Annotated in this window: 27 protein-coding genes; 13 read left to right on the forward strand and 14 right to left on the reverse strand. The window is 69.2% G+C overall.

The genetic code is table 11. The annotated features are described in order from the left end of the window. Nucleotides 1-64: 64 nt before the first annotated feature. The 4 genes from ABJF88_07745 to rnhA all read right to left on the reverse strand — a co-directional run bounded on the left by ABJF88_07745 (nt 65) and on the right by rnhA (nt 3,330). Entirely contained in the window at nt 65-1,768 is a 1,704-nt protein-coding gene (locus ABJF88_07745; protein ID MEP0546808.1) for an NAD-binding protein, read from the reverse strand. A gap of 100 nt (nt 1,769-1,868) precedes the next feature. Then, entirely contained in the window at nt 1,869-2,396 is a 528-nt protein-coding gene (locus tag ABJF88_07750) for a DinB family protein (protein MEP0546809.1), read from the reverse strand. Further along, complete coding sequence (locus ABJF88_07755) at nt 2,393-2,845, reverse strand: DUF4385 domain-containing protein (protein ID MEP0546810.1); 453 nt, start codon at nt 2,843-2,845, stop codon at nt 2,393-2,395. The genes ABJF88_07750 and ABJF88_07755 overlap by 4 nt, the downstream gene beginning before the upstream one ends. A 29-nt stretch (nt 2,846-2,874) precedes the next feature. Beyond that, nucleotides 2,875-3,330, reverse strand: coding sequence for a ribonuclease HI (gene rnhA / locus ABJF88_07760; GenBank protein MEP0546811.1), 456 nt, complete (start codon nt 3,328-3,330; stop codon nt 2,875-2,877). A gap of 111 nt (nt 3,331-3,441) precedes the next feature. On the opposite strand from rnhA, the gene obgE reads away from it, so the two are divergent. The 4 genes from obgE (at nt 3,442) to ABJF88_07780 (ending at nt 8,095) form a co-directional block, all read left to right on the forward strand. After that, nucleotides 3,442-4,479 carry a GTPase ObgE gene (gene obgE / locus ABJF88_07765; GenBank protein ID MEP0546812.1) on the forward strand — a complete coding sequence of 346 codons (1,038 nt, stop codon included), beginning with the start codon at nt 3,442-3,444 and terminating at the stop codon, nt 4,477-4,479. 72 nt (nt 4,480-4,551) lie between these two features. Then, complete coding sequence (gene dprA, locus ABJF88_07770) at nt 4,552-5,691, forward strand: DNA-processing protein DprA (protein MEP0546813.1); 1,140 nt, start codon at nt 4,552-4,554, stop codon at nt 5,689-5,691. A 56-nt stretch (nt 5,692-5,747) separates the two neighbouring features. Continuing rightward, on the forward strand, nt 5,748-6,872 hold the full coding sequence (locus ABJF88_07775) for an endonuclease/exonuclease/phosphatase family protein (protein MEP0546814.1): 1,125 nt from the start codon (nt 5,748-5,750) through the stop codon (nt 6,870-6,872). Nucleotides 6,873-7,024: 152 nt separating this feature from the next. Further along, nucleotides 7,025-8,095, forward strand: coding sequence for an endonuclease/exonuclease/phosphatase family protein (locus ABJF88_07780; protein MEP0546815.1), 1,071 nt, complete (start codon nt 7,025-7,027; stop codon nt 8,093-8,095). A gap of 91 nt (nt 8,096-8,186) precedes the next feature. On the opposite strand, the gene ABJF88_07785 is transcribed toward ABJF88_07780, so the two are convergent. After that, nucleotides 8,187-8,435, reverse strand: a complete 249-nt coding sequence (locus tag ABJF88_07785) for a hypothetical protein (protein MEP0546816.1) — start codon at nt 8,433-8,435, stop codon at nt 8,187-8,189. Between the two features lie 71 nt (nt 8,436-8,506). Here ABJF88_07785 and ABJF88_07790 point away from each other — a divergent pair, with 71 nt between their 5' ends. Further along, nucleotides 8,507-9,652 carry an aminotransferase class V-fold PLP-dependent enzyme gene (locus ABJF88_07790; GenBank protein MEP0546817.1) on the forward strand — a complete coding sequence of 382 codons (1,146 nt, stop codon included), beginning with the start codon at nt 8,507-8,509 and terminating at the stop codon, nt 9,650-9,652. Nucleotides 9,653-9,662: 10 nt separating this feature from the next. On the opposite strand, the gene ABJF88_07795 is transcribed toward ABJF88_07790, so the two are convergent. Continuing rightward, the gene (locus ABJF88_07795) at nt 9,663-10,490 is read right to left on the reverse strand and encodes a PA domain-containing protein (protein ID MEP0546818.1); all 828 of its coding nucleotides are present in this window, start codon (nt 10,488-10,490) and stop codon (nt 9,663-9,665) included. A 128-nt stretch (nt 10,491-10,618) separates the two neighbouring features. Between ABJF88_07795 and ABJF88_07800 the strand changes: the two genes are divergently transcribed. The 7 genes from ABJF88_07800 to rlmB all read left to right on the forward strand — a co-directional run bounded on the left by ABJF88_07800 (nt 10,619) and on the right by rlmB (nt 18,526). Continuing rightward, entirely contained in the window at nt 10,619-11,710 is a 1,092-nt protein-coding gene (locus ABJF88_07800) for an RluA family pseudouridine synthase (GenBank protein MEP0546819.1), read from the forward strand. Between the two features lie 70 nt (nt 11,711-11,780). Next, a complete protein-coding gene (locus tag ABJF88_07805; GenBank protein ID MEP0546820.1) occupies nt 11,781-12,266 on the forward strand; it encodes a PTS sugar transporter subunit IIA in 486 nt (161 codons plus the stop codon). A 53-nt stretch (nt 12,267-12,319) separates the two neighbouring features. After that, complete coding sequence (gene hisS / locus ABJF88_07810) at nt 12,320-13,603, forward strand: histidine--tRNA ligase (protein ID MEP0546821.1); 1,284 nt, start codon at nt 12,320-12,322, stop codon at nt 13,601-13,603. Between the two features lie 108 nt (nt 13,604-13,711). Continuing rightward, on the forward strand, nt 13,712-14,647 hold the full coding sequence (locus ABJF88_07815; protein MEP0546822.1) for a prolipoprotein diacylglyceryl transferase family protein: 936 nt from the start codon (nt 13,712-13,714) through the stop codon (nt 14,645-14,647). Between the two features lie 29 nt (nt 14,648-14,676). Further along, nucleotides 14,677-16,353 carry a TlpA disulfide reductase family protein gene (locus ABJF88_07820; protein MEP0546823.1) on the forward strand — a complete coding sequence of 559 codons (1,677 nt, stop codon included), beginning with the start codon at nt 14,677-14,679 and terminating at the stop codon, nt 16,351-16,353. Continuing rightward, nucleotides 16,350-17,762, forward strand: a complete 1,413-nt coding sequence (locus ABJF88_07825) for an aminotransferase class V-fold PLP-dependent enzyme (protein MEP0546824.1) — start codon at nt 16,350-16,352, stop codon at nt 17,760-17,762. Before ABJF88_07820 ends, ABJF88_07825 begins: the two co-directional genes overlap by 4 nt. A 5-nt stretch (nt 17,763-17,767) precedes the next feature. Next, complete coding sequence (gene rlmB / locus ABJF88_07830; protein MEP0546825.1) at nt 17,768-18,526, forward strand: 23S rRNA (guanosine(2251)-2'-O)-methyltransferase RlmB; 759 nt, start codon at nt 17,768-17,770, stop codon at nt 18,524-18,526. Between the two features lie 85 nt (nt 18,527-18,611). On the opposite strand, the gene ABJF88_07835 is transcribed toward rlmB, so the two are convergent. The 5 genes from ABJF88_07835 to ABJF88_07855 all read right to left on the reverse strand — a co-directional run bounded on the left by ABJF88_07835 (nt 18,612) and on the right by ABJF88_07855 (nt 21,849). Continuing rightward, complete coding sequence (locus ABJF88_07835) at nt 18,612-18,869, reverse strand: hypothetical protein (GenBank protein ID MEP0546826.1); 258 nt, start codon at nt 18,867-18,869, stop codon at nt 18,612-18,614. A gap of 130 nt (nt 18,870-18,999) precedes the next feature. Then, nucleotides 19,000-19,368, reverse strand: coding sequence for an OB-fold nucleic acid binding domain-containing protein (locus ABJF88_07840; protein ID MEP0546827.1), 369 nt, complete (start codon nt 19,366-19,368; stop codon nt 19,000-19,002). Nucleotides 19,369-19,450: 82 nt separating this feature from the next. Further along, on the reverse strand, nt 19,451-20,512 hold the full coding sequence (locus ABJF88_07845) for a lysylphosphatidylglycerol synthase transmembrane domain-containing protein (GenBank protein MEP0546828.1): 1,062 nt from the start codon (nt 20,510-20,512) through the stop codon (nt 19,451-19,453). Nucleotides 20,513-20,600: 88 nt separating this feature from the next. Beyond that, nucleotides 20,601-21,239, reverse strand: a complete 639-nt coding sequence (locus tag ABJF88_07850; GenBank protein ID MEP0546829.1) for an outer membrane lipoprotein carrier protein LolA — start codon at nt 21,237-21,239, stop codon at nt 20,601-20,603. Nucleotides 21,240-21,387: 148 nt separating this feature from the next. Beyond that, complete coding sequence (locus ABJF88_07855) at nt 21,388-21,849, reverse strand: Hsp20/alpha crystallin family protein (protein ID MEP0546830.1); 462 nt, start codon at nt 21,847-21,849, stop codon at nt 21,388-21,390. Between the two features lie 181 nt (nt 21,850-22,030). Here ABJF88_07855 and ABJF88_07860 point away from each other — a divergent pair, with 181 nt between their 5' ends. Continuing rightward, nucleotides 22,031-22,504 (forward strand): putative molybdenum carrier protein, encoded by a 474-nt coding sequence (locus ABJF88_07860; protein ID MEP0546831.1) that lies wholly within the window; start codon nt 22,031-22,033, stop codon nt 22,502-22,504. Here the strand turns inward: ABJF88_07860 and ABJF88_07865 are convergent. From ABJF88_07865 to hisF, 3 genes are all read right to left on the reverse strand, one after another. Next, the gene (locus tag ABJF88_07865) at nt 22,501-22,887 is read right to left on the reverse strand and encodes an energy transducer TonB (protein MEP0546832.1); all 387 of its coding nucleotides are present in this window, start codon (nt 22,885-22,887) and stop codon (nt 22,501-22,503) included. The two genes, ABJF88_07860 and ABJF88_07865, sit on opposite strands and share 4 nt — an antisense overlap. 70 nt (nt 22,888-22,957) lie before the next feature. Beyond that, on the reverse strand, nt 22,958-23,287 hold the full coding sequence (locus tag ABJF88_07870; protein MEP0546833.1) for a hypothetical protein: 330 nt from the start codon (nt 23,285-23,287) through the stop codon (nt 22,958-22,960). Then, entirely contained in the window at nt 23,284-24,066 is a 783-nt protein-coding gene (gene hisF / locus ABJF88_07875; GenBank protein MEP0546834.1) for an imidazole glycerol phosphate synthase subunit HisF, read from the reverse strand. Before hisF ends, ABJF88_07870 begins: the two co-directional genes overlap by 4 nt. Between the last annotated feature and the right edge of the window lie 30 nt (nt 24,067-24,096).

Here is a 24,096-nt window from a genome sequence, read left to right on the forward strand (position 1 = left end):
GGGGCGGCACGCAAACGCGGGAGTGGGGCTTCCGATCCGTCCGCGCCGAGGGAGCCCGAGGGGCCTACGCGCCGAAGTGCTCGATGAACTCCCGGCGCTGCTGCGCGTCGCCGAGCATGACGAGCTCGACCCCCGCTTCGAGCGGCATCGAGGCAGGAGGGCTCGTCACGAGGTCGCCGTTGCGCTGGACGGCGATCACGTTGAGCCCGGTGCGCGCGCCGATCCCGGTCTCGGCGAGGGTCCGGCCCCAGAGCGAGCGCGGGAGCGGGGCCGAGAACAGGTCGATGCCCTCGCCGAGGACGACGAGTTCGCGGCCGTGGAGGACGGAGTGCACGGCCGAGGCGCCGAGCGCGTCGTAGCTCAGCACGAAGTCGGCCCCGGCGCGGTGGATCGACTCGGAGTTGCGGGCGTGCGTGATCCGGCTGACGATGCGGAGGTCGGGGTTGAGGTGGCGGCAGTACGAGGCGAGGTAGATGTTGACGGCGTCGTCGTTCGTGGTGAGGAGGACGGAGGGGGCGTCCATGATCCCCGCGCGCTTGAGGAGGTCGTAGTCGGCGGCGTCGCCGGCGAAGACGCCTTCGCAGAGCCCGCCGAGCCGCTCGCACAGCGCCTCGCTCTGCTCGACGAGGTGGACGGGGACCTCGCGGCGCTGGAGCGCACGTGTCGCCGCGCGGCCCACGGTCCCCCCGCCGATCACGAGGACGGGGTTCGGGTTCGTGCCGTAGATCAGCAAGAGGTCGTCGAGGGTCTCGAACTGCTCCTCCGTCCCGATCAGCACGGGGACGCTCGCCTTGGTGAGCACGATGTCGGGCCGGGCGGGCCGGAGCCGGCCGCGTTCCCACACCCCGATGATGCTGACCCCGGCGATCGCGCGCAGCCGCGTCTCGCGGATCGTCTTCCCCACGAGCGGGGTGTGGTGGACGGGGAGCTCAGCGATGAGGAGGTTTTGGTAGCGCCCGATCGCGTGCGACTGCGCGTAGAGGGCGTCGACGCGGCTCGCGAGCTGCTCGCCGAGCCACGTCTTGAGCGGGAGCACGTGCGTCGCCCCGCTGAGCTCCAGCACGTCGACGGAGTCCTCCTTCCCGGCGACGGCGACGATCGGCACGTCGGGCGCGATCTCGCGCACGGTCAGCGCGATGTTCGTGTTGACGACGTCGGAGCGGTTGGCGAAGACGAGCCGCGCGCGGTCGACGCCGAGGGCCTCCCACGTCGCCGTGCTGTCGGCGTCGCCGGCGACGACGGAGACGCCTTCGAGGTGGAGCTCCGCCGCTGCGGCGGCATCGGAGAGGAGGACGAAGTACGGGATCGCCTCCTGCTCTAGCCGCGCGATGAGGTCCGGCGCGATCGTGTCGTAAGCACAGAGAATGACGTGGCCCGTCGTTCCGGCCGGCACCCGGCGCGGCGCGCGCGTGCGGATCTGCGCTTCGAGCCACGGCGCGTAAAAGAAGCGGATGAACGCGAACGGCAGCACGATCAGGAGGAGCACGATCCCCGAGATCAGCACGACGATGCTGAAGACGCGGCCGAGGTCGCTCTGGAACGTGATGTCCCCGAAGCCGAGCGTGCTCATCACCGTCAGCGTCCAGTAGAGCCCCGTGACCCACGAGTGATCCTCGCCCTCGACGTGGACCATGATGAGGTGGAACACCTCGGCGAATACGACGACGACGACGACGACGAAGGCGACGTACTTCAGCAGGGCCCGGACGTTGCGGCGGGCCTGCCGGTCCTGGAAGAAGTACGCGAGTTGCGTGCCGACGAGCTTCATGGGCGGGCGAGGAGCGTTGCGGGTGGGTAGGTGTTGAAGTCTACGCCCGATTGGCTATCGTCATCGACCGTTCGTCGGCTCGCGGCGTGTCGGGTTCAGCTCAGCGACGATCCAACACGGGGAGGTATGCCCGCCACGGCCCGATCTCGTCGCGGTAGACCTTCGCGAGGGCGCGGCTGATCTGGGCGAGGTGCCCGAGGTCGTGGACGACCCACGTGGACAGGAGCTGCCGGAGTGTCACGGTGCCGAAGTCGGGGTGCAGTCCCTCGCGGTCGAGCGCGTCGTCGGGGAGGGCGAGGGCGTCGAGGGCGAGGAGGTTCTCGGCGCGGAGTGTGGCGAACGTGTCCAGCAACTCGTCGAGCGTGCGGCCTCGGCTCGCTTCTTCCTGCGCGAACCGGTCGAAGGGGGCGAAGCGGTGCGGGCCGCCGGGCCGGAGGATGAGGTCGGCGCGCGCCATCCAGTCCGTCTGCTCCCCGTGGATCAGGTGGCCGACGACGTCGAACGGGCTCCACGTGCCGGTGCCTTCGTTGGCGTGCACAAACGGCTCGGGGAGGTCGCGGAGGAGCGCGTCGAGCGTGGCGGGCGTGCGCGCGAGGAGGGCGCGGGCGTGGACGAGGTCGAAGGTCATGGGCAGTCGGCCGGGCGTTCTCGCTGTCGGTGGGCGTCGCGGAGGCGCTGGTAGGTCGCGTCGGCTTTCGCCGCTTTCAGCCGTTCGTCGAAGATCAGCGCCGAAGCGCGCTTCTCGGCATCGGCCCACTGCTCGGGCTCCTTCACGGTGCCGTCGTCGGCGTACTTCCGGCCGCCGGGGTACTTCGCGTAGCGCATCGCCCGCGTGTAGCCCATCTGCAGGTACTTCCGCGCCATGTCCATCCCCACGAAATCCTCGGCGTCGCGGTAGGCCTCGAACTTCGCCCAGATCGCGGCGGAGGATTCCTTGGCCGCCGCCTCGTCCTTGAACGACCACAGCGGCAGCAGCTCCGACTTGTACGGCTGCACTTTGAACACGCCGCGCTCGCCGCGCCCGATCTCGTAGCACTCGGGGCGTTCGCGGAAGTCGGTAGCGTATTCGACGGCCATAGGAGAGGCGCGGGGTGGGATAAATCGAACTACTTCAAGCCCAACTCGATCCGGAGGTCGTCGATGGCGCTCACGGCGACGCCGTCGACGTAGTTGTTGCGGGCGTCGTCGGCGTGGCCTTCGACTTTGACGAACGTGACCTCGTGCGTGTCGACGAGGCGGAGCAGCTCTTCCCAGAGGTCGCGGTTCTTGACCGGCTTCTTGTCGGCCGTCTTCCACCCGCGCCGCTGCCAGTTCGCGATCCAGTTCTGCTGAAAGGCATTCACGACGTACGCGCTGTCGGTGTGAACGGCGACGCGGCACGGCTCCTTCAGCGCGCGGAGCCCTTCGATCACCGCGATCATCTCCATGCGGTTGTTCGTCGTGTCGGGCTCGGCGCCCTTCAGCGTCCGCTCCTGCCCGCCGAATTGGAGGAGGGCGGCCCAGCCGCCGGGGCCGGGGTTGCCGCTGCACGCGCCGTCGGTGTAGAGAATGACGTCTTTCAAGGATATCGGGAGGAGGGGGAGAAAACGGGAGGCGTAGAACGTAAGGGTGTCCCCAGCGCGAGGTCGGAGCCGCGCGCCCCTCCGCATCACGTTTCACGCATTACGCATCCTATGAAATTCGTCGATTACGTCACAATCAGCGTTCGCAGCGGCAAAGGCGGAGCGGGGGCGGTGACCTTCCGCCGCGCGAAGTACGAGCCGATGGGCGGCCCGAGCGGCGGCGACGGCGGCGCGGGCGGCTCCGTCCTCCTCGAAGCCGACGACAACCTCTACACCCTCCTCGACCTCCGCTACAACCGCCATCACTTCGCGAAGGCGGGCGAGCCCGGCCTGCGCGACCAGAAGACGGGCAAGAGCGCCGACGACATCGTAATCCGCGTCCCCCTCGGCACCGTCGTCCGCGACTCGACGACGAACGAAATCCTCGGCGACCTGATGCACGACGGCGACCGGCTCGTGCTCGCGCAGGGCGGGCGCGGCGGGCTCGGCAACGTCCACTTCAAAAGCTCGACGAACCAGGCTCCGCAGTACGCGCAGCCCGGCGAGCCCGGCGAGGAGCGTGAGGTCACGCTCGAACTCAAGCTGCTCGCCGACGTCGGCCTCGTCGGCTTCCCGAACGCGGGGAAGAGCACGCTCGTCTCGACGATCTCGGCGGCGAAGCCGAAGGTGGCGGACTACCCGTTCACCACGCTCGAACCGAACCTCGGGATGGTCTACCTCGGTGACCACCGCTCGTTCGTCGTCGCTGACATCCCCGGTATCATCGAGGGCGCGAGCGAGGGGCGCGGCCTCGGCACGCGCTTCCTCAAGCACATCGAGCGCAACGCCGTGCTCCTCTTCGTCATCCCGTCGAACGCCGACGACGCGGGCGCGCAGTACCGTACCCTCCTCGGCGAGCTCGAGGCGTTCAACGCCGAACTGATGGACAAGCCGCGTATCGTGGCGCTCTCGAAGACCGACCTCCTCCCGCCGGACATGCTCGACGCCTTCGTGGAGGACGCGCGCAACGGCTTCCCCGAGGGCGTCGAGGTGCTGCCGATCTCGGCCGTCGCGCAGAAGGGGTTGGACGAGCTGAAGGAGACGTTGTGGCGTTACATCGAGCGCAACAAAGACGCGGAACGGGCCGAGGTAGGGGGCGATTTCCGCTAGCGCAGCGGCGCACGGCTTGCCATTGTGCGAGGGCGGTGCCATCTTCCGCTTCCTCCCTCGCCGCCGCTGCCCGTGGACCTCTTCGCCCAGCACGCTCCGACCGACGCCGACGAACTGCGGGCGCTCGTCGCGCTCTCGCTCGTGCCGGGCGTCGGGCCGGGGCGGATTCGCTCGCTCCTCGCCCATTTCGGCTCGGCGTCGGCGGTGATGGCGGCGTCGCCTCGGGCGCTCGCGCAGGTAGACCGCGTCGGCCCGCACACGGCGAAGGCGATCCGCGATTTCGACGGGGACGCCACGGTGGACGAGCAGTTCGAGCGCGCCGCCCGCGTCGGCGCCGAGCTCGTGCCGCTGTGGGACGAGCGCTACCCCCGTCTGCTCCGGCAGATCTACGACCCGCCCGCCGTGCTCTGGCTGCGCGGCGATCTGCTGCCGCAGGACGGCCGCGCGATCGCGATCGTCGGGACGCGGCGGGCGACGGATTACGGCAAGCGCGTCGCGCACGACTTCGCGTTCGAGCTCGCGCAGCGCGGGTTCACGATCGTCAGCGGGCTGGCGTACGGGATCGACACAGCGGCGCACCGGGGCGCACTCGAAGCGGGCGGACGGACGCTCGCCGTGCTCGGCTCGGGCGTGGACCGGATTTACCCGAGCCGGAACAAGCCGCTCGCCGAGCAGATCGCCGGCGACCACGGCGCCGTGCTGAGCGAGTTCGCCCTCGGCACCGCGCCCGACGCGTCGAACTTCCCGCGCCGCAACCGGATCATCGCGGGGTGCTCGCTCGGCACGCTCGTCGCCGAGGCGCGGAAGACGGGCGGCGCGCTCATCACGGCGTGGATGGCGCTGGAGCAGAACCGCGAGGTGTGGGCCGCGCCGGCCGCCGTGTTCGGGCCGGCAGGGGAGGGGACGAACCAGCTCATCCGCAAGGGCTACGCCACGCTCGTCACGACGGTCGACGAGCTGCTCGAAGAGATCGAGGGGCAGCTCGAGGCCGTGCCGGGGGCGGTGCCCGTCGCGCCAGAGCCCGCGCCACCGCCCGTGCTCAACGGGGCCGAGGCCAAACTCTACGACGCGCTCTCGGCCGAGCCCGTCCACCTCGATACGCTCTGCGAGCGGAGCGGGCTCGACACCTCGAACGCGCTCGTCTACCTCCTCTCGCTGGAGTTCAAGGGGCTCGTGCGCCAGCTTGCGGGCAAGCAGTTCTTCCGCGCCTGAGCGCGTGTTCGAGCCGGGGTCGGTATCTTGCTGCGGCCCCTCCCTTCGCCCCTCCGATGCTCGCTGCCCTCCAAATCGTCCTGCTCGTCCTCGCGCTCCTCGCGATCGCGGCGTCGGTGCTGTCGAGCCTGCCGTGGCCGTACTGGTGGACGCGGATGTTCGACTTCCCGCGCCTCCAGATCGTCGCGCTCGCGAGCGTCGTGCTCGCGCTCTATGTCGTGGTCAATCTCGCGACGGGCGATATGGACACGTTCGAGTGGATCGTGGCGGGGCTGCTTGCGCTCGTGCTCGTCTATCAGCTCGTGTGGATCGCGCAGTACTCGCCGCTGATGCCGGTCGAGAGCGAATCCGTCTCGGGCGTCCCGCGCGAGCGGCGGCTCCGCCTCCTCATCACGAACGTTTGGATGGAGAACCGCGACTTCGACAAGTGGCACGCTGTCGTCACCGCTGAGGATGCCGACGTGATCATGGGCGTCGAGACCGATCAGTGGTGGGCCGAGCAGATGCGCGTGCTCGAAGCGGACTACCCGCATAAGAAAGAAGTCCCGCAGGAGGACACGTACGGGATGGTTGTGTACTCGCGCTTCCCGCTCGAAGACCTCGAGGTCAAGCGGCTCGTCGAGGACGAGGTGCCGAGCGTGTGGGCGCGCGTGAAGCTGCCGGACGGGCCGCGCGTCCAACTCGTCTTCGTCCACCCGCGACCGCCTCGGCCGGACATCGGGCAGGACTCCCACCTCCGCGACGCCGAGCTCGTCCTCGTCGCCCGCGCCGTCGAACCGCTGGAGCGGCCCGTCGTCGTCGCCGGCGACTTCAACGACGTGGCGTGGAGCTACACGACGAGCCTCTTCCAGAAGCTCGCCGGCCTGCTCGACCCCCGCCGGGGCCGCGGCCTCTACATGACGTTCCACGCCGACCACCCGCTCCTCCGCTACCCGCTCGACCACATCTTCCACTCCGACGACCTCGCGCTCGTCGACCTCCGCGTCCTCGGCCACACCGGCAGCGACCACTTCCCCGTCTTCGTAGACCTCGCCTACGTCGGCGACGCCCTCGATCAGGAAGCGCCGGAGGCCGACGAGGACGACCAGGAGCAGGGCGACGACCTCGTGGAGTTCGCCGAGGAGATGAAGGCGGAGGAGAGCCCGGAGGAGGAGCGGGAGCGGAAGGAGAAAGATGTTTGACCCGAGCCTCGTCCGGGGCTTCCCGGGGCGCGTCGAGTAAACGTGGAGAATGGGAAAGGAATGCAGGGATCGGTGTGGCTTGCGCTCTCTCTACTCCCTCCGTCCTCTCCGCGCTATCCTTTCCCACCTACCCGCACGGGACTCGATCCACCTTGTCTAAACACCCGATCCTCCGCATCGCCCTCCTCGTGCTGGCGCTCCTGTTCGTCGTTGCCACGGCGCTTCCGCTCATCCACGAGCCGTACTGGTGGATCCGCATCTTCGATTTTCCGCGCGTCCAGCTCGCCACGCTCGGGATCGTCGTGCTCGTTGCGTTCTGGTTCTTCCGTGAGCGTACGACGCGGTGGGATTGGGCGGTACTCGCCGTGCTCGTCGTCAGCGTGGCCTATCAGCTCGTGCAGATCTGGCCGTACACGCCGCTCCACAGCGTCCAATCCGTCGAGGCCGAGGCGCCGGCCGACGGGCAGGCCTTCCGGCTCGTCGCCTCGAACGTGCTTCAGACGAACCGCGAGAGCGAGCGCTGGCTGCGTGTGGTCCGCGAGGCCCGGCCCGATCTCGTGCTCGTGACGGAGGCGGATACGTGGTGGCAGCAGCAAATCCAACCGCTGCGCGACGAGCTGCCGCACGCCGTCGAGCGCCCGCTCGACAACACGTACGGAATGCTCCTCTACTCGCGCTGGCCGCTCCGCGACGTCGAAGTGCGTGAGGTCGTCGAGGACAGCATCCCCTCCATCTGGGGCTCGTTCGAGCTACCCTCCGGCGAAAGCGTGGCGTTCGCCTTCATCCACCCGCGTCCGCCGCAGCCCGCCGACGACACCGACAACCGCGACGCCGAGCTCGTCCTCGTCGCCCGCGAGGTCGAGGACCACGACGGCCCCCTCATCGTCGCCGGCGACTTCAACGACGTGGCGTGGAGCTACACGACGGAGCTGTTTCAGGAGATCTCGGGCCTGCTCGACCCCCGCATCGGCCGCGGCCTCTACGCGACCTTCCACGCGGACTATCCCCCCATGCGCTGGCCGCTCGACCACGTTTTTCATTCCGAAGCCCTCGAAGTCGTCGAACTCCGGCGGCTCGATCACGTCGGCAGTGATCACTTCCCGATCCTCGTCGAGTTGGCCGCCGTGCCGGAGGCCGAAGCCGAGCAGGACAAGCCGGAAGAGGACGCCGAGGACCGCGAGGAGGCGGAGGAAATCCTCGACGAAGCCCAGGACGGGGAGTGAATGTGGGGGCCGAAGGAGGGAATGCTACCGAGGCCGTCGTGCTTCGTGACTGCGGGGGCGATCCCTCGTGGTCGCCCTGGCTGGGACCGATTCAGGCGCTCCCCTGCTGCGGGTGGATCGACCGGAATTGGCGGACGATCCCATAGGAGAAGATCAGGAGCATCGCCGCGGCATAGCCGTACGCACCGTCCGCGACCGGGTAATAGAGGACCCACAGCATCAGCGGGATCCCGACGGCGAGGCGCCAACGCGCTGGGACTCGGCGGCTCAGCGTGAATGCGACCGCAGCGACAGTGAGGATCAGAAGCAGAGCCAACCAGTCCATGAGTTGTGGGGGCATCGGATGGTTCGTTACCCTTCGAACGTATAAAAATAGCCGAACGGAAGTCAAGAAACGATGAGCAAAAGCCTATGACCCTCGACGACCTCCGCCGCCACTTCCCGCACACCGAGACGTGGGCCTACCTCGACCACGCCTCGACCGGCCCGCTGAGTCAGCCGGTGATGGACGCCGTCGGCGCGTTCCTCGACCAGCGGCACCGGACGAAGCCGAACAACTACTTCGACGTCGAGCCGACCGTCGCCCGCGCGCGGGAGCGGCTCGGGCGACTGCTCGGCGCACCGACCGAGCGCGTCGAGTTCGCGCCGAACACGTCGGCGGCGATCAACGTGCTCGCGCAGGGGCTCGACTGGCGGCCGGGCGACCGCATCGCCGTGCCTGCCTGCGAGTTTCCGGCGAACGTCTATCCCTACCTCGGGCTCGAACACCACGGCGTCGTGCTCGACCGGATTCCGCACGAGCGGGGGACGTTCACCGTCGAAGACGTGGAGCGGACGCTGACGCCGCGGACGCGGCTCGTCTCCGTCAGTTGGGTGCAGTTCCTCTCCGGCTTTCGCGCTGACATCGAGGCGATTGGCCGGCTGTGCCGCTCGCGCGGAATCCTCTTCTGCGTCGACGCGATCCAGGGCGTCGGCGCGCTCCGGCTCGACGTGGCCGACCTGCCTGTCGACTTCCTCGCGTGTGGCGGGCAGAAGTGGGTGATGGGGATGCAGGGCACGGCGTTTTTCTACATCACCGAAGCGCTGCAAGACCGGCTCCGCCCCGTGCGCGGCTGGCTCAACGGGCCGCTCGACTGGGACGACTTCCTCGCGTACCCGACCGACTTTCACGACGACGCGCGGCGCTTCCGCATCGGCACGCTGAACCACGCGGGCGTCGTCGCGCTCGACGCCGCCGTCGGGCTCCATCTCGACGCGGGGCGCGACTGGTGCGAGGCGAATGTGCTCGCCCGCCGCAACGAACTTGCCGCCGGGCTCGACCGCCTCGACCTCCGCCGCTACGGCTCCACCGACGACGCGCACGCCTCCGGCATCGTCGCCGTAGAGCACCCCGACCCCGAGAGCGTCTTCGAGGCGATGCAGGCGCGCGGCATCGCCATGTCCGTCCGCGACCGCAAGCTCCGCTTCTCGCCGACGTACTACAACACGCCGGAAGAAATCGAGCAGGCGCTCAACACCGTCGCCACGTTCGGGAAGAAGCGCGTCGCGGTAGGGTAGGGGGCTCTGGCTATCTACGCACGACGGTAAGCGATCGCGTGCGCTGCACGTTTCCCGCTCGGAGCCGCACGAGGTAGACTCCCGCCGCCCACTCACTCGCGTCGAACGCCATGACGTGATCGCCTGCCGAGCGCAGCCCTTCGGCGAGCACCGCCACCTCCCGTCCCAGCACATCGTAGACGGTGAGGTAGACCTCTTGTGCTGTCGGGATCGAGACCATCACGGTTGCCTCCGACGAGAGCGGATTGGGGTAAACAGGCTGTAGGACGAATGTTCCTGCCGAAGGCCCCGTCTCGGCCGCGACGGGCGGCGGCGTGATTCGGATGGGGAGGATCGTAGCGTCGACGGGGCCGGATTGCATTTCATTGCGGATATCGATCGAACTCTCATGCGTAATAAAAGCAGCAGGGATCATGCACGTAGAACATTCTCCAGGCATGACAAACGGAGGCTGTCCCCCGTCGCCCCTGGAGTCGTTGTGGACAACGACAGCTGTAGCCCCAACTGCTTGCGCGTTCATCACCTTCTGGACGAACGGACATGTGCCCCGCGAAATGAACGCGATGTTCCCGGCGACTTCATCGCCGTTAACGAAGGGGTTGCATCCGTGTTCGGGTCTGGCTCCAGGCCACGGACCCGCATTGCTTCCCTCAACTTGGATGAGAGGAAGCGGGCCTATGGTCATCTCCGCTGGGAATTGGGGGCCGAACGCCGCCCCATAGGCGGGGTGTTCGATGCCAGCCACCTCGACGTGGACGCTGTCGGGCTCCTGCGCGAGGGCGAGCGCTGGGAGGAAGACGGCGAGCAGGACAGCCGTCGTAGCGATTCGTTGCACCATGAGGCCCTCCGCGTTTGTTCGTTCGCAGCGGAATTGTAACGGAACCAAGGTAGGCGTGCGCGAGGCATCGGACAATCCCGACCCCAACGGCGTCGCGTCGTCGGGCTGTACGCCCGTAGCTTGTGGGCATGGCTGATTCCGAAGAAAAGCAGGAGACCCTCGTCGTCTTCGACGTGCCGCCCGGCTACACGGCCGAGCAGCGGCTCGACGTGTACATCACCGACAAGCTCGCGAACGCCTCGCGCTCGAAAGTGCAGCGGGGCATTAAAGACGGACACGTGACCGTCAACGGCGCGGTGCAGACGAAGGTGTCCACGCCCGTCGTCGCCGGGGACCACATCGAGTGCGTGCTCCAGCGCCCGCCGCCCATCGAGGCCCGGCCCGAGGCGATCCCGCTCGACATCGTGTACGAAGATGACGTCCTCCTCGTCGTCAACAAGCAGGCCGACCTCGTCGTGCACCCGGCCTACGGCAACCGGACCGGCACGCTCGTCAACGCGCTGCTGCACCACGTCGGCGGCGGGCTGCTCTCGTTCGAAGAGGAGGACGAAGAGCCCGAGGACGAAGACGTCGGCCTCTCGACCTCGACGGCCGCGCCGCGCTACGACGGTGACGTGACCGTGCGGCCGGGCATCGTCCACCGCCTCGACAAAGACACGACGGGGCTGATGGTCGTGGCGAAGAACGACGTCGCGCACGCGCACCTCGCGCGGCAGTTCATGGATCGGACGATCCGCCGCCGCTACCTCGCGCTCGTGTGGGGCGTGCCCGACCCGCCGGAGGGCACCGTCGAGACGTTCCTCGGCCGCGACCCGCGCAACCGGCGGAAGATGGCCGTCGTGCCCGAGGAGCGCGGCAAGCACGCCGTCACGCACTTCGAAACCGTCGAGACGCAGCAGTACACGTCGCTCCTGCGGTTCCGGCTGGAGACGGGGCGGACGCACCAGATCCGCGTCCACGCCCGCCACCTCGGCCACCCCATCCTCGGCGATCCGACGTACGACGGGCAAACCATCCGCTACGGGCACGACACGGGCAAGCGGCGCGCGTTCTTCCGCAACCTGTACGAGGTGATGCCGCGGCAGGCGCTCCACGCCGCCACCCTCGGCTTCGTTCACCCGGCGACCGGCGAAGCTCTCGATTTCGAAGCCCCGCTTCCCGACGACATGCAGCACGTGCTCGACCGGCTGCGGCGGGTGGAGGGGGCGGAGCGCCCGTGAAGCGTGCGCGAGGGGCGAACGCGCGGAGGGGCGGCACGTATATTTGCGCTCTCCCCGCCGCCCCTCGCCCATGTCCTCGAACGGCTCCCTTTCCATCGCCCACCTGCTCACGCCGGAGACGGTCCGCGTGAAGATGCCGGGCGGCACGAAGGACGACGTGCTCAACGCGGTGATCGACCTGTTGGAGGGGGCGGACGGGGTGATCGACCTCGCGCAGGTCCGGCACGACGTGTTCGCCCGCGAGCGGCAGATGTCGACCGGCGTCGGGATGGGGCTTGCGCTCCCGCACGCCCGCACCGCCGCCGTGGCCGATACGGTTGCCGCGTTCGCGACGACGGCCGATGGCGTCGCCTTCGCCGCCCACGACGGGCAGCCGGTGTCGATGATCTTCCTGCTCGTCGGGCCCGAGGGCGAGCGCGGCCGGCACATCCGGCTGCTCGGGCGGATCTCCCGGCTGATGAACCGCGACGAGTTCCGGCAGCGCTTGCTCGCCGCCGCCACCTCCGCCGAGGCCCTCACCCTCTTCCGCGACGCCGACGCCGAACTCGCGGCCTGAAGGCCCGCGTCGCCGTCTGCGCAGCTCCCCTCCACGGCAGCCGCACGCCCCGCATGACGTTCCAGAATATCAAAGGCACCTTCGACATCCTGCCCGACGCATACGACGTGGGCGGCAGCGCGGTCGCCGGCAGCGCGGCGTGGCGGTGGGCCGAGGGCGTCGTGCGCGACGTGATGCGGCGGTTCAACTTCGCCGAGATCCGCACGCCCATCTTCGAGCCGACGGAACTCGTCGCGCGCGGTGTGGGCGGGACGACGGACATCGTGCAGAAGGAGATGTTCGCCTTCACGAAGGGGAGCACCGACTACGTCCTCCGCCCGGAGATCACGGCGCCCGTGATGCGGGCCTACCTCCAGCACAACCTCCAGCAGCGCGGCGGCGTGCAGAAGCTCTCGTACAGCGGCCCTTGCTTCCGCGCCGAACGGCCGCAAAAAGGCCGCTTCCGCCAGTTCCATCAGTTCGGCACGGAACTCCTCGGCAGCGACGATCCCCGCGCCGACGCCGAAACCATCGCCTGCATGGCGGCGGTCTACCGCGCCTTCGGCGTCACCGGCACGCGGCTCCGCCTCAACACGCTCGGCGACGCCGCGAGCCGCCCTCGCTACCGGCAGGCCCTCCGCGACTACCTCGAACCCCACCGCGACACGCTCGGCGAAACGAGCCGGCAGCGGCTGGAGACGAACCCACTTCGCATCCTCGATACGAAGAACCCTGCCGAGCGTGTCCTCCTCGACGACGCCCCGCTCCTCCTCGACTATATCGACGACGAGAGCCGGACGCACTACGAAACGGTAAAGCTCCTGCTCGGCGATCTGGGCATCGCCTTCGTCGAGGACCCCCTCCTCGTGCGCGGGCTCGACTACTACACGCGGACGGTCTTCGAACTCGAAAGCACGGACCTCGGGGCGCAGAGCGCGCTCGCGGCGGGCGGACGCTACGACGGGCTCGCCGAGGCCGTCGGGAGCAAGCAGCCTGTACCGGCCGTCGGCTTCGCGGCGGGCTACGAGCGGCTGTTCCTCGCCCTCGCCGCGCAGGGGATCGCGGCCCCCGAACCGAACGATCCGGCCGCGTTTCTCGTCGCTCTCGGCGATGACGCCGAGCGCTGGGTCTTCACCACGGCCGACCGGCTCCGCGCCGCCGGCCTCCGCGTCGGGCTCGACGTGAAGGGCCGTTCGCTAAAGGCGCAGATGAAGGAGGCCGACCGGCAGGGCGCCCGCTACGCCGTGATCGTCGGCAAAGACGAGCTGGCCGCCGAGGCGGCGCAGCTCAAGGACATGGAGACGGGCGAGCAGCGGAGCGTCCCCTTCGCCGACCTCGCCGACGCTCTCCGCCCATGACCTCGTGGCAATGATCTTCCGACACCGACGTTCGTAGGCGCAGCACGCTGCGCCCCTACCTCTCGACTTCCGTACAGACGCGACATGTCGCGTCTCTACCCTTCCGCCATGTATCCCCGCCTCTCCGACATTTTCAGCGACCTCTTCGGGTTCGACCTCCCGCTGCCGCTCTACTCGTTCGGGCTGATGGTGGCCGTCGCGATCCTGACGGCGACGTGGCTGGCGCGGAAGGAGCTGGATCGGATGTACGCCGCGGGCATCGTCGGGCCGGTGGAGATGAAGGAGCCGGGGAAGAATGGGCGGACGAAGATCGTCAAGACGAGCCCGTCGGCGATCATGTGGAACGTGATGCTGCTGGCGGCCTTCTTCGGCATCGTCGGCTCGAAGCTGTTCCACATCCTCGAAAACCTCGGCGACTTCGCGCGCGACCCGGCCGGGATGCTGTTCTCCTCGGGCGGGCTGACGTTCTACGGCGGGCTCATCACGGCGGGCATCGCGATCTGGTACTACGCCCGCAGCAAAGGCGTCCGCTTCGGCGCGCTCGCCGACGCCACCGCGCCGGGGCTCATGCTGGCCTACGGCATCGGCCGGATCGGCTGCTACCTCGCCGGCGACGGCGACTGGGGCGTCTGCTCCGACCTCGCCGACAAGCCCGCGTTCGTCCCCGGCTTCCTCTGGTCCGAGACGTTCCCCCGCAACATCTTGAACCGCGACCTCCTCGCCGAGTGCGGGCCGGGCTTCGACGGCGTCTACCCGACGATGCTCTACGAGGTGGCGATGGCGACGGCGCTCTTCGGCGTGCTGTGGATGCTGCGGAAGCACGCGCACCAGCTCGGCTGGCTCTTCGCGGTCTACCTCGTGCTCAACGGGCTCGAACGGTTCCTCATCGAGCAGATCCGCGTCAACGTCGTGATGTTCGAGATCGGCGACTGGCCGGTGACGCAGGCGATGGTGATCGCCGTCGTGCTGATGCTCGTCGGGGCCGTCGCAGTCGCGATGACGTGGAAGCGGCGCTCGCCCGAGCCCGTCCCCGTCGAAGGCTAGCCCGCCTCTCTTTTCCTTTCCCTCGCTTCATGCTCCGCTTCGCTCTCCTCGCGGTCGTCCCGCTGCTCTTCGCTCCGGTGACCACAGCGCAGACCGTCACCGGTACGCTCACGAGCGCCGCCGACGCGCCGCTGCCCGCCGCCCACGCCCACGCCTTCGTGCCGGGTGGCGAAGCGCCCGTCGCCACGGTATCGGTCGGGCCGGACGGGCGGTTCGCGCTCGCGACGGGTCGCGACGGCTTCGTCGTCCTCCGCTTCACGGGGGCGAACCACCGCCCCGTCGATCTCCCGCTCTACGTCGGCGACGGGGAAGAGGTGGACCTTACGGTGCGCCTCGCCGTGAACCCGCTCCTCGACAACCTCTCCGACCTCCGCGTGCGCGGCGACTTCGCCGGCGCGGGCCGGACGCTCAAGCCGCAGCCCGACGGCACGTTCGCCGAGACGTTCCCCGCGAGGGCCGACACGTTCGCGTATCAACTCACGGGCGGGTTCGTCCACGGCCCCCGCGTCAACGGCACTGATTGGGACCGGCTCGTCTTCGACGGCGGCAGCGACTACATCGCCGTGCTCGACGCGCCCGGCGACAGCGTGACGGTGACGTTCGACCCGCGCCTCGTCCCGGCGGCCGAGTCGCTTCCGTCCGTCGACTTCGCCGAGCGGGGGACGCGGGCGGCGCGCTCGGCAGCCGTGCTGCGCGACCTCGACAACCGGAGCGAACTCGTCTTCGAGGCCCGACGCCGTGCGATCATGGCTACGCGGGGCGTGCCGCCGGAGGACCGACAGGCCGCGCTCGATGCCGCGATGCAGCCGTTCGATCTGAGCGCCGAAGACGCCCGCCTCGCCGCGGCCGCCGACGCGGAAACCGACCCCGCCGTGCGGCAGGCGATCCTGCTGAACTACGTCAGCGTCGAGACCGAACCGGCGCAGAAGGACCCGGCGCTCGCGTTGCGGGCGCTCCGCGACCTCGGGCCCGATGCGCCGCTGTGGGGGCTCTACCCCGCGCTCGTGCAGCGCACACTCGACCTCGCCCGGCTCGGCGATCCCGCGGCGGCGGAGCGGTCGGCGCAGGAGTTCTACGACGTGCACCCCGATCCCGATGTGCAAGCCTACGCCCTGCTGCACGGCCTCGACGTGGCCGACCGCGCGGGGCAGGAGGGGCGTGCGCAGGGCTATTTCGCCCTGCTGCAAGAGGAGCGTTTCGCCGAGACCGACCCCGGCCTCATCGCCGAAGCCCTCTTCGGCCGCTACGACCTCACCGGCGGCATCCACGTCGGTGCACCCGTCCCCGATTTCTCGCTCCAACTCCTCGACGCGGAGGGCACCGTCTCCCGCGCATCGCTCCTCGGCCGTCCGTACCTCATCGACTTCTGGGCCGTGTGGTGCTCGCCGTGCGTCGCCGAGATGCCGAACCTGCACGCGACGTACGACCGCTACCGCGAGCGCGGCTTCGATATCCTCTCGATCTCGATGGACGACACCCCGGCCGAGGTCCGCGCTTTCCGCGCCGAGCGGTTCCCGATGCCGTGGCTGAACGTCTTCTCTGAGGAAGGCTTCGGCGGTGATCTCGCCGAGCGGTTCGAGGTCGGCAGCCTGCCGAAGCCGATTCTCGTTGGGGCCGACGGGCGGATCGTGGCCGAAGGCTCGGACCTGCGCGGGGCGAATCTCGGCGCGGCGCTCGAACAGCTGTTCACGGAGGCCGGCCAATGACGACGCGCGACAACGGAGAGCTCGGCCGCCTGCTTGCCCGGGTGATGGCAGGCGTGGACGATTGGGAAGCGTCGTGGGGCGCGTTCGAGCGGCACCCGGCCTTGGCCGTGGATGCGGAGCGGCTCGACGCCGCGCTCGGCGAGTACCTCGACCGGCTGCGGGGGAACTACCCGTTCTTCCACCCGCGCTACGCCGGGCAGATGCTCAAGCCGCCGCACCCCGTCGCCGTCGCCGCCTACGCCGCCGCGATGCGGATCAACCCGAACAACCACGCCCTCGACGGTGGCCCGCCCACCGGCGAGATGGAAAAGGAGGTCGTCGCCGATCTCGCCGCCCTCTTCGGCTTTCCCGGCGACACGCTCGGCCACCTCACCGGCGGCGGGACCGTCGCAAACCTCGAAGCGCTGTGGGTGGCCCGGCACCTGCACCCCGACAAAGCCGTCGCCTTCAGCGCCGACGCGCACTACACGCACGGGCGGATGAGCGAAGTGCTCGGGCTCGACACCGCCGTGATCCCCACCGACGGGCGCGGCCACCTCGATCTCGCCGCGCTCGAAACCGAACTGCAGACCGGCCGCATCGGCACCGTCGTCGTCACGCCGGGCACGACCGGGCTCGGCACGGTCGATCCGATCCACGACGTGCTCGCGCTGCGCGACCGCTACGGCGTTCGCATCCACGCCGACGCAGCGTATGGCGGCTTCTTCGCGCTCCTCGCGCAGCCCGTCAGCGCCGCGCCCGCCGACTTCCCGGCCGAGGCGTTCCGCTCGCTCGCGGCCTGCGATTCGCTCGCCGTGGACCCGCACAAGCACGGGCTGCAGCCGTACGGCTGCGGCTGCATCCTCTTCCGCGACCCCGCCGTCGGCCGGTTTTACAGCCACGATTCGCCGTACACGTACTTCACTTCCGACGAGCTGCATCTCGGCGAGATCTCGCTCGAATGCTCGCGGCCCGGCGCCGCCGCCGGCGCGCTCTGGCTCACGCTCCGCGCCCTCCCGCTCCGCCCCGACGACGGCCTCGGCCCGATCCTCGCCGCGTGCCTCCGCGCCGCCCGTGATTGGGCAACGCGGATCGAAGCGTCTGACGTGCTCGACCTCTACCTCCCGCCCGAGCTCGACATCGTCACCTTCTTCCCACGTACGGCCGAGCCGACGCTCTCGGCCGTCGACGCCGCGAGTCAGCGGCTGTTTGACGCGGCGATGGCGGACAACGACCCCGTTTTCCTCAGCCTCTACCGTGTCCCGGCCGAGGCGTTCTGCGCGCTGCACCCGCACATCGAAGCCGATCAGCCGCACGTCCGCATCCTCCGCTCCGTCCTCATGAAGCCCGAGCACGAACGCGCCGTCGGCTGGCTGCACGGGCGCGTTGAGTCGATGGCGCAGCACTTGAGCACTTCCCCTTCAACGTGAATATGATGGCCGATCAGACAGGAATCATCGCAGGGCGCAACCCCGTGCGCGAGGCGCTGGAGCGTGGCGAGCGGAGCATCGAGAAGGTGTACCTCGCGAAGGGCGGCGGCGGGCGACCGCTGGACGTCATCCGCTCGCTCGCATCGGCGGCGGGCGTGCCGGTGCAGTTCGTGCCGCCGCAGAAGCTGAACAGCCTCGCGCCGGGCGTGACGCACCAGGGCTGCGTCGCGATTGCTGCGGCGCTGGAGTACGCCGTGCTCGAGGAGATGCTGCACGCGATCGCCGCGACGCCGGACGACGTGCGGGACACGAAACCGGTACTCGTCGTGCTCGACGAGATCACGGACCCGCATAACTTCGGAGCGATCCTCCGGAGCGCGGTGGCGGTGGGCGCGGCGGGCGTGATCGTGCCCGAGAGCAACCAAGCCCCGCTCAACACGACGACGCTGAAGGCGAGTGCGGGCATGGCCCCGCGCATCCCCGTCGCCCGCGTGACGAACCTCTCGAACGCGCTCCTCCAACTCAAAGAGCGGGGCTACTGGGTGGCCGGCCTCGACGGTGAGGCGGAGGAGACGGTGTGGACCCTCGACTGGGACCGGCCGCTCGCGCTCGTCGTCGGGAGCGAGGGGAAGGGGCTGCGGCCGCGCGTGCGCGAGACGTGCGACTTCCTCGTGTCGATCCCGATGCGCGGCCCGGCCGAGTCGCTCAACGCGTCTGTGGCGACGGGGATCGCGCTCTTCGCGGCCGTCCGCGACCGCGTCTGACCGCAGGGTCGGAGGACTGCGGATGGGCCGGACGGCACCCACTCCGTCCGGCCTCTTCCCGCAGGCAAATCAGCGGCGCAGAGGCTCAGCGCTTGTTGCGCAGGCCGTAGACGATCTTGCGGATCGTGTCGAACTGGAGGTAGGGATGCTCCTCGCGCAGCGCCTCGATGGCCTCATAGGCTGGGGTATCGCGGTGGCGCATCTGGCGAAACGCCTCGCGGATCCGGAAGTCGCGGACGCCCTTCTCGTTGAGCAGGTTGTGCTCGACGAGACGCTGGTACACGTCTTCACTGATGAGCCCTTCGAGCGGGTTTTCGGAGTCTGGTGCCGACGTATACTCCATGAGATCGGGCGGTTGGTACCGGAGCGAGCCGTGGTGGGGCTCGGCCCCGCGGCCACAGGATGCAGCCGCAAGGAAACGGTACGGATCGCGCCCAGCGACCTCAAGCCGAACGCTCCGAACGGTCGCCGCCTCAGTCCGAACGGACAGAGACCGCCGTCGAGTCGTAGAGCCATTCGGCGGCGGCGAGCACGGGCCGCCCGTCCTCCTGCCGCAGCGTGCCCTGCACGAAGAGCCGCTGCCCGACGAGCATCGGCAGCGCCTCCGGCAGCTCGACGCGCACGAGCCCCGTCCCGTCGTCGAGCGTGAGCACGCGCTCGCCCGCGCGCTGGTCGCTCACACGGCCGTTGATGGACACCTGCGCGCCCGACGCGGCGAGCGAATCGAGGGCGGAAACGGTCGTGGAGGAGAGGTCGAATGCGCCGGGCTCGCCGGGCGCCGCAGGCTCGTCGCCACGGCAACCGGCGAGGAGGAAGAGGAGAAGGAGGGGAGCGAAGCGCATCGGAGAGTCGGAGGTAGAGACGCAGCATGCTGCGTCTGCGCAGGCGCGCGCGTCTGTACGGCAGTCGGTAGGAAAGGCGAAGCTACGCCGACGGATCAGTGTCAGTCGAGGAGCGTGCCGTCTCGGCGCGGAGGGCGCGGAAGCTCGTGCCTTGTAGGAGCAGGCACAGCGCGCCGACGGCGGCGTAGAGCACGAGCTGCGCCGCATGCGAGAACACGGCGTAGGCCGTCGCTGGGGCCGCCGCCACGCCGAAAAGGACATCGAGCGTGCGGATCGTGACGAAGTGGTACGAGCCCACGCCGCCGGGCGACGGCACGGCCATCCCCACCGTCCCCACCATCAGCAGCACCCACGTATCGACCAGCCCGAGCGCGTCGATGCCGAACATCCGCAGTGGGAGGAACGTCACGAGGAGGTACGCGGCCCAGATGCCGAGCGTCGTCGCGACGATGCCGAGCCGGCGCGGCGCGCGGATGACGGAGGCGAGCCCGTCGCGGAACGACGCGAGCGTGGCGACGACGCGGGAGGCGAGTCCTTCGGCCCGCACGCTCCGCCGCAGCAGCGCCCGGAAGAGGAGGGCGAGCCCGACGAGCACGCCGATGCCGACTGCGACCACGATCCACCACGCGACGGGCGGGTCGGCGAGCAGGTCAGCCACGGGTGCGAAGAGCGGCGCGACGACCGCCGTCCGGTCGGCCAGAATGACGAACGCGGCGACGAGCCCGACGGCCAGCACGAGCACGTCCAGCAACCGCTCCACGACGACGGTCCCGAACACGCCGGAGAACGAGAGCCTCGACTGCGAGGCGAGGTTCGCCGTGCGCGCCACTTCGCCGAGACGGGGCGCGGCGTAGTTCACCATGTACCCGATCATCAGCGAGTAGAACGCCGTCTTGAATGGGACGCGGCCGACGTGCCCCTCGGTATCGGGGAGTGCTTCGAGCAGCATCTGCCACCGCCACGCGCGGAGGCCGTGCGAGCCGAGGAGGAGCACGACGAGCGGGAGGAGGTACCAGTAATTCGCCGTCCGCAGCGCGTCGCCGAGCGCGCCGAAGTCCACGTTCCGCAGCGCGAGCCACAGCAGCCCGCCGCCCAGCACGAACGAGCCGACTTGCACGAGGAGGGATTTGAGGCGCTGCGGCACGGGCGTCGGCGGATGGGGAGGCTACAAAAGAAACGGGGCGACCGAAGCCGCCCCGTCCCAAGTCTCTGCGAATACGGCTGCGAGCCGTTTACGAACGGAGGTCGACGACCTCGGCCCCCTGCGGCGTGACAAACCGGAACACGTCGTTGCCCAGGCGCGGGTTGACCTCCACGTCGCGGAGGTCGAAGGCGACGCGGGTGCCGTTGCCGTCGACGATCTGCACGCGCGTCGGGAGCGCGTCGCTCGCGCGGACGAAGAGCGTGACCTCGCGGAGAAACGAGCCCGACTCCTTCGGCGTCAGCTTCAGCCGGTCGTGACGGACGCCGCTGATGGACTCGCTGCCCTGCACGGTCACGTTGAAGCGGTCGGGGTAGTTGGTGAAGAAGTCGGCGGGGGAGAACGCCGTCTCGTCGGCGACGGCGTCGTTCACGAGGACCTGCTTCTCGGACTTCGAGTAGACCCACGCCGTCGTCCCGTCGGTGACGAGGGTCTGGTCGCCGGTCTCGATGCGGTAGGCGTCGCCGCGCAGCGTGAGCGTGCCTTCCATCGAGGCGTCGCCGATCGTCTGGACGAAGTGGGCGCGGAGGGCGTCGGTGGACTCGTAGCGCGCGCGGAGGCGGTCGAGGATGGTATCGCCCTTCTGGGCGTAGGCTTGTCCAGTCGAGAGGACAGTGGCGAAGAGGATCGCGGCGAGGAGAGCCGTAAAGCGTGATTTCTGGGTCATCATGAGCGTGCTCGGAAGAGGAAGCGTAGGGGTGGGAATCGGGCGTATCGAAGGCAAAGGGTGTGCCCGGGCGGGGGTCGAGCAAACGACGAGCGCCCCGCCGGACCGGCCGGCGGGGCGCTTCCGAAGCGGGAGTGCAACGGCACCCCGCTTACGAAGTTGCCTCTAGCTCCTGACGGCTCCCGACTTCGATCCGGCGCGGCTTCCGCTCCTCGGCCTTGCCGACGCGGAGCGTCAGCACGCCGTCATCGAACGTCGCGTCGATGTTGTCGGGGTCGACGTTGGGGCCGAAGTTGAAGGAGCGGAAGAACCGGCCGTACGACCGCTCGACGCGGTGGAACTGGCCGCTCTCGTGCTCCTCCCGCATCGACCGCTCGCCGGAGATCTTGAGCGTGCCGTCCTCGACCGTGATGTCGAGGTCGTCCCGGCCGATGCCGGGCAGGTCGAGGGCGAGGACGAACGCGTCGTCGGTCTCGGAGATGTCGGCGCGGGGTGCCCACACGGCCGATTCCTGCTGCTCGCCGCCCGTCGAGCGGGTGGGGAGGAAGTCGTCGAAGAGACGGGACATTTCGCGGCGCAGCACGTCGAAGTCGCTGCCGCGATGATAGCGCATGACAGCCATGGTAGGAATCGATGGTTGGTTTGAATAGAGGGTGGAACGATGGGATAGATCGCAATCTGTCCCATACACTTGATCGAATATCACACGCTGTGCCACGCGTAATTCCTTGTCATGGTGGCAGAGTGTCTCCGGTCAGTATCCCGTTCGTCTGTCAGATTTCACGAGCCATCGCATGACACGGAAGCCCCTCGTCATTCATTCTGGCGGACAGACCGGCGTGGACCGTGCCGCGCTCGACGCAGCACTCGCGGCGGGCGTCCCCGTCGGCGGGTGGTGCCCGCTCGGCCGGTGGGCGGAAGACGGACCGATCCCCTCGCGCTACCCGCTCCGCGAGACGCCGACGCCGGAGGTCGCCGAGCGCACGCGGTGGAACGTCCGCGACGCCGACGCCACGCTCATCCTCACGCGCGGCACCCCGACGGGCGGCACCGCGACGACGCTCGAAGCCGTCGACGCGCTCGGCAAACCGCGCTTCGTCGTCGATCTCGCGCAGATGGCGGACGTGGCGCCGGTGGCAGCGTGGGTACGGGCGAATGGGGCGACGGTGCTCAACGTCGCGGGGCCGCGCGAGAGCACCGCGCCGGGCATCTACGCGGAAGCTCACCGATTCATGACGCGGCTACTCCGCGCGCTCGGCGGGCGTTAGCCGTCGCTGCGGTCGGGGCCGAGCTTGAACTTGATCGGGAGCGAGAACCGGACCTTGACGGGCTCACCGCGCTGCGTGCCGGGCTCGAACCGCGCCTGCCGGACGACGCGGAGCGCTTCGGCGTCGATCTCGGGGCCGAGGCTGCGGAGGATCTTCTCGTCGATCACATTCCCCGTTTCATCGACGACGAACTGGACGAACACCGTCCCTTCGATCCCGTCCGCTTTGGCGGCTTCGGGGTAATGGATTTCCTGCTGGAGCCCTTCGAGCCCGCCGACGAGCTGGGGCGGATTCTCGACGTAGTTGAGGAGATCGTCGTCCTGCGCGCGGGCGGGGAGGGCGATGCAAAGGAGCAGCAGAATGGGCGTGAGGCGGGCAAGCATGGCAACGGAGCGTGAGTGAATGCAGCGAACGGGCGGCACAGGCCGCTACGTAATAGAGTCCGCTCGGCCGCTAACGTTGCTCGCCGTCCGTGTCGCCGCGCCGGATGCGGTCGCGGTAGCTGTTGCCGTAGAGGTCCTCGCCGTCGCGCAGCCGCCGGGCGGCGCGGGCATAGACGTAGACCACAGCCGCCGCCCCGCCGACGATCGTGAGGATGAGCGGGAGCCAGAACGGCACGTCGAACACGCCGTCGGCGAACCACCCCGGCCGCTTCGCCTTCACGTCCGGGTTCAGCACGGCCTTGTCAACGAGCCACACCGTCATCCCGATGCCGAACACGACGACGAGCGCCCCGGCGATGCGGAGCAGCTTCAGCGGGCCTTTCGGGATCGGCTCACTCATGGCGCGGCGAGGGCTACGTCTTCGCGCACGGGCAACCCGGCGGCGCGGAGGTGCTGCTTGGCCTCGGGGATCGAAAACGTGCGGAAGTGGAAGATCGACGCGGCGAGGACGGCGTCGGCCACGGCGAGCCCATCGCGGAGGTGGTCGAGCGTGCCCGCGCCGCCGGAGGCGATGACGGGGACGGTGACGTGCTCGTGGAGCGCTTCGAGCATGGCGAGGTCGTAGCCGTCGCCCGTGCCGTCGCGGTCCATCGAGGTGACGAGGAACTCGCCTGCGCCGCGCGCTTCGGCCTCGGCCGCCCACGCGAGCAGGTCGATGCCCGTCGGCTTGCGCCCGCCGTGCGTGAAGACCTCCCACCCCGACGCCGTCTCGCCCGTGCGTTTCGCGTCGATGGCGACGACGATGCACTGCGCACCGAACGCGCGCGCGCCCCGCGTGATGAGGTCGGGGTCGGCGAGGGCGGCGGAGTTGACGGCGACTTTGTCCGCACCCGCGTCGAGCATCGCGCGGATGTCGTCCACGGTCCGAATCCCGCCGCCGACGGTGAGGGGGATGAACACCTGATCGGCCGTGCGGCGGACGACCTCGTGCATCGTGTCGCGGCCCTCGTGCGTCGCCGTGATGTCGAGAAATACCAGTTCGTCGGCCCCGGCCTCGTCGTAGAACCGGGCCTGCTCGACAGGGTCGCCGGCGTCCACGAGGTCGACGAACTGCACGCCTTTCACCACGCGGCCGGCGTGGACGTCGAGGCAGGGGATGATGCGTTTGGCGAGCACGATGTTGGTGATTGGTCCCTTGTCATCGGTCAG

It is taken from the genome of Rhodothermales bacterium, assembly GCA_039944855.1.
In the GTDB taxonomy this organism is placed as follows: Bacteria; Bacteroidota; Rhodothermia; order Rhodothermales; family JANQRZ01; genus JBBSMX01.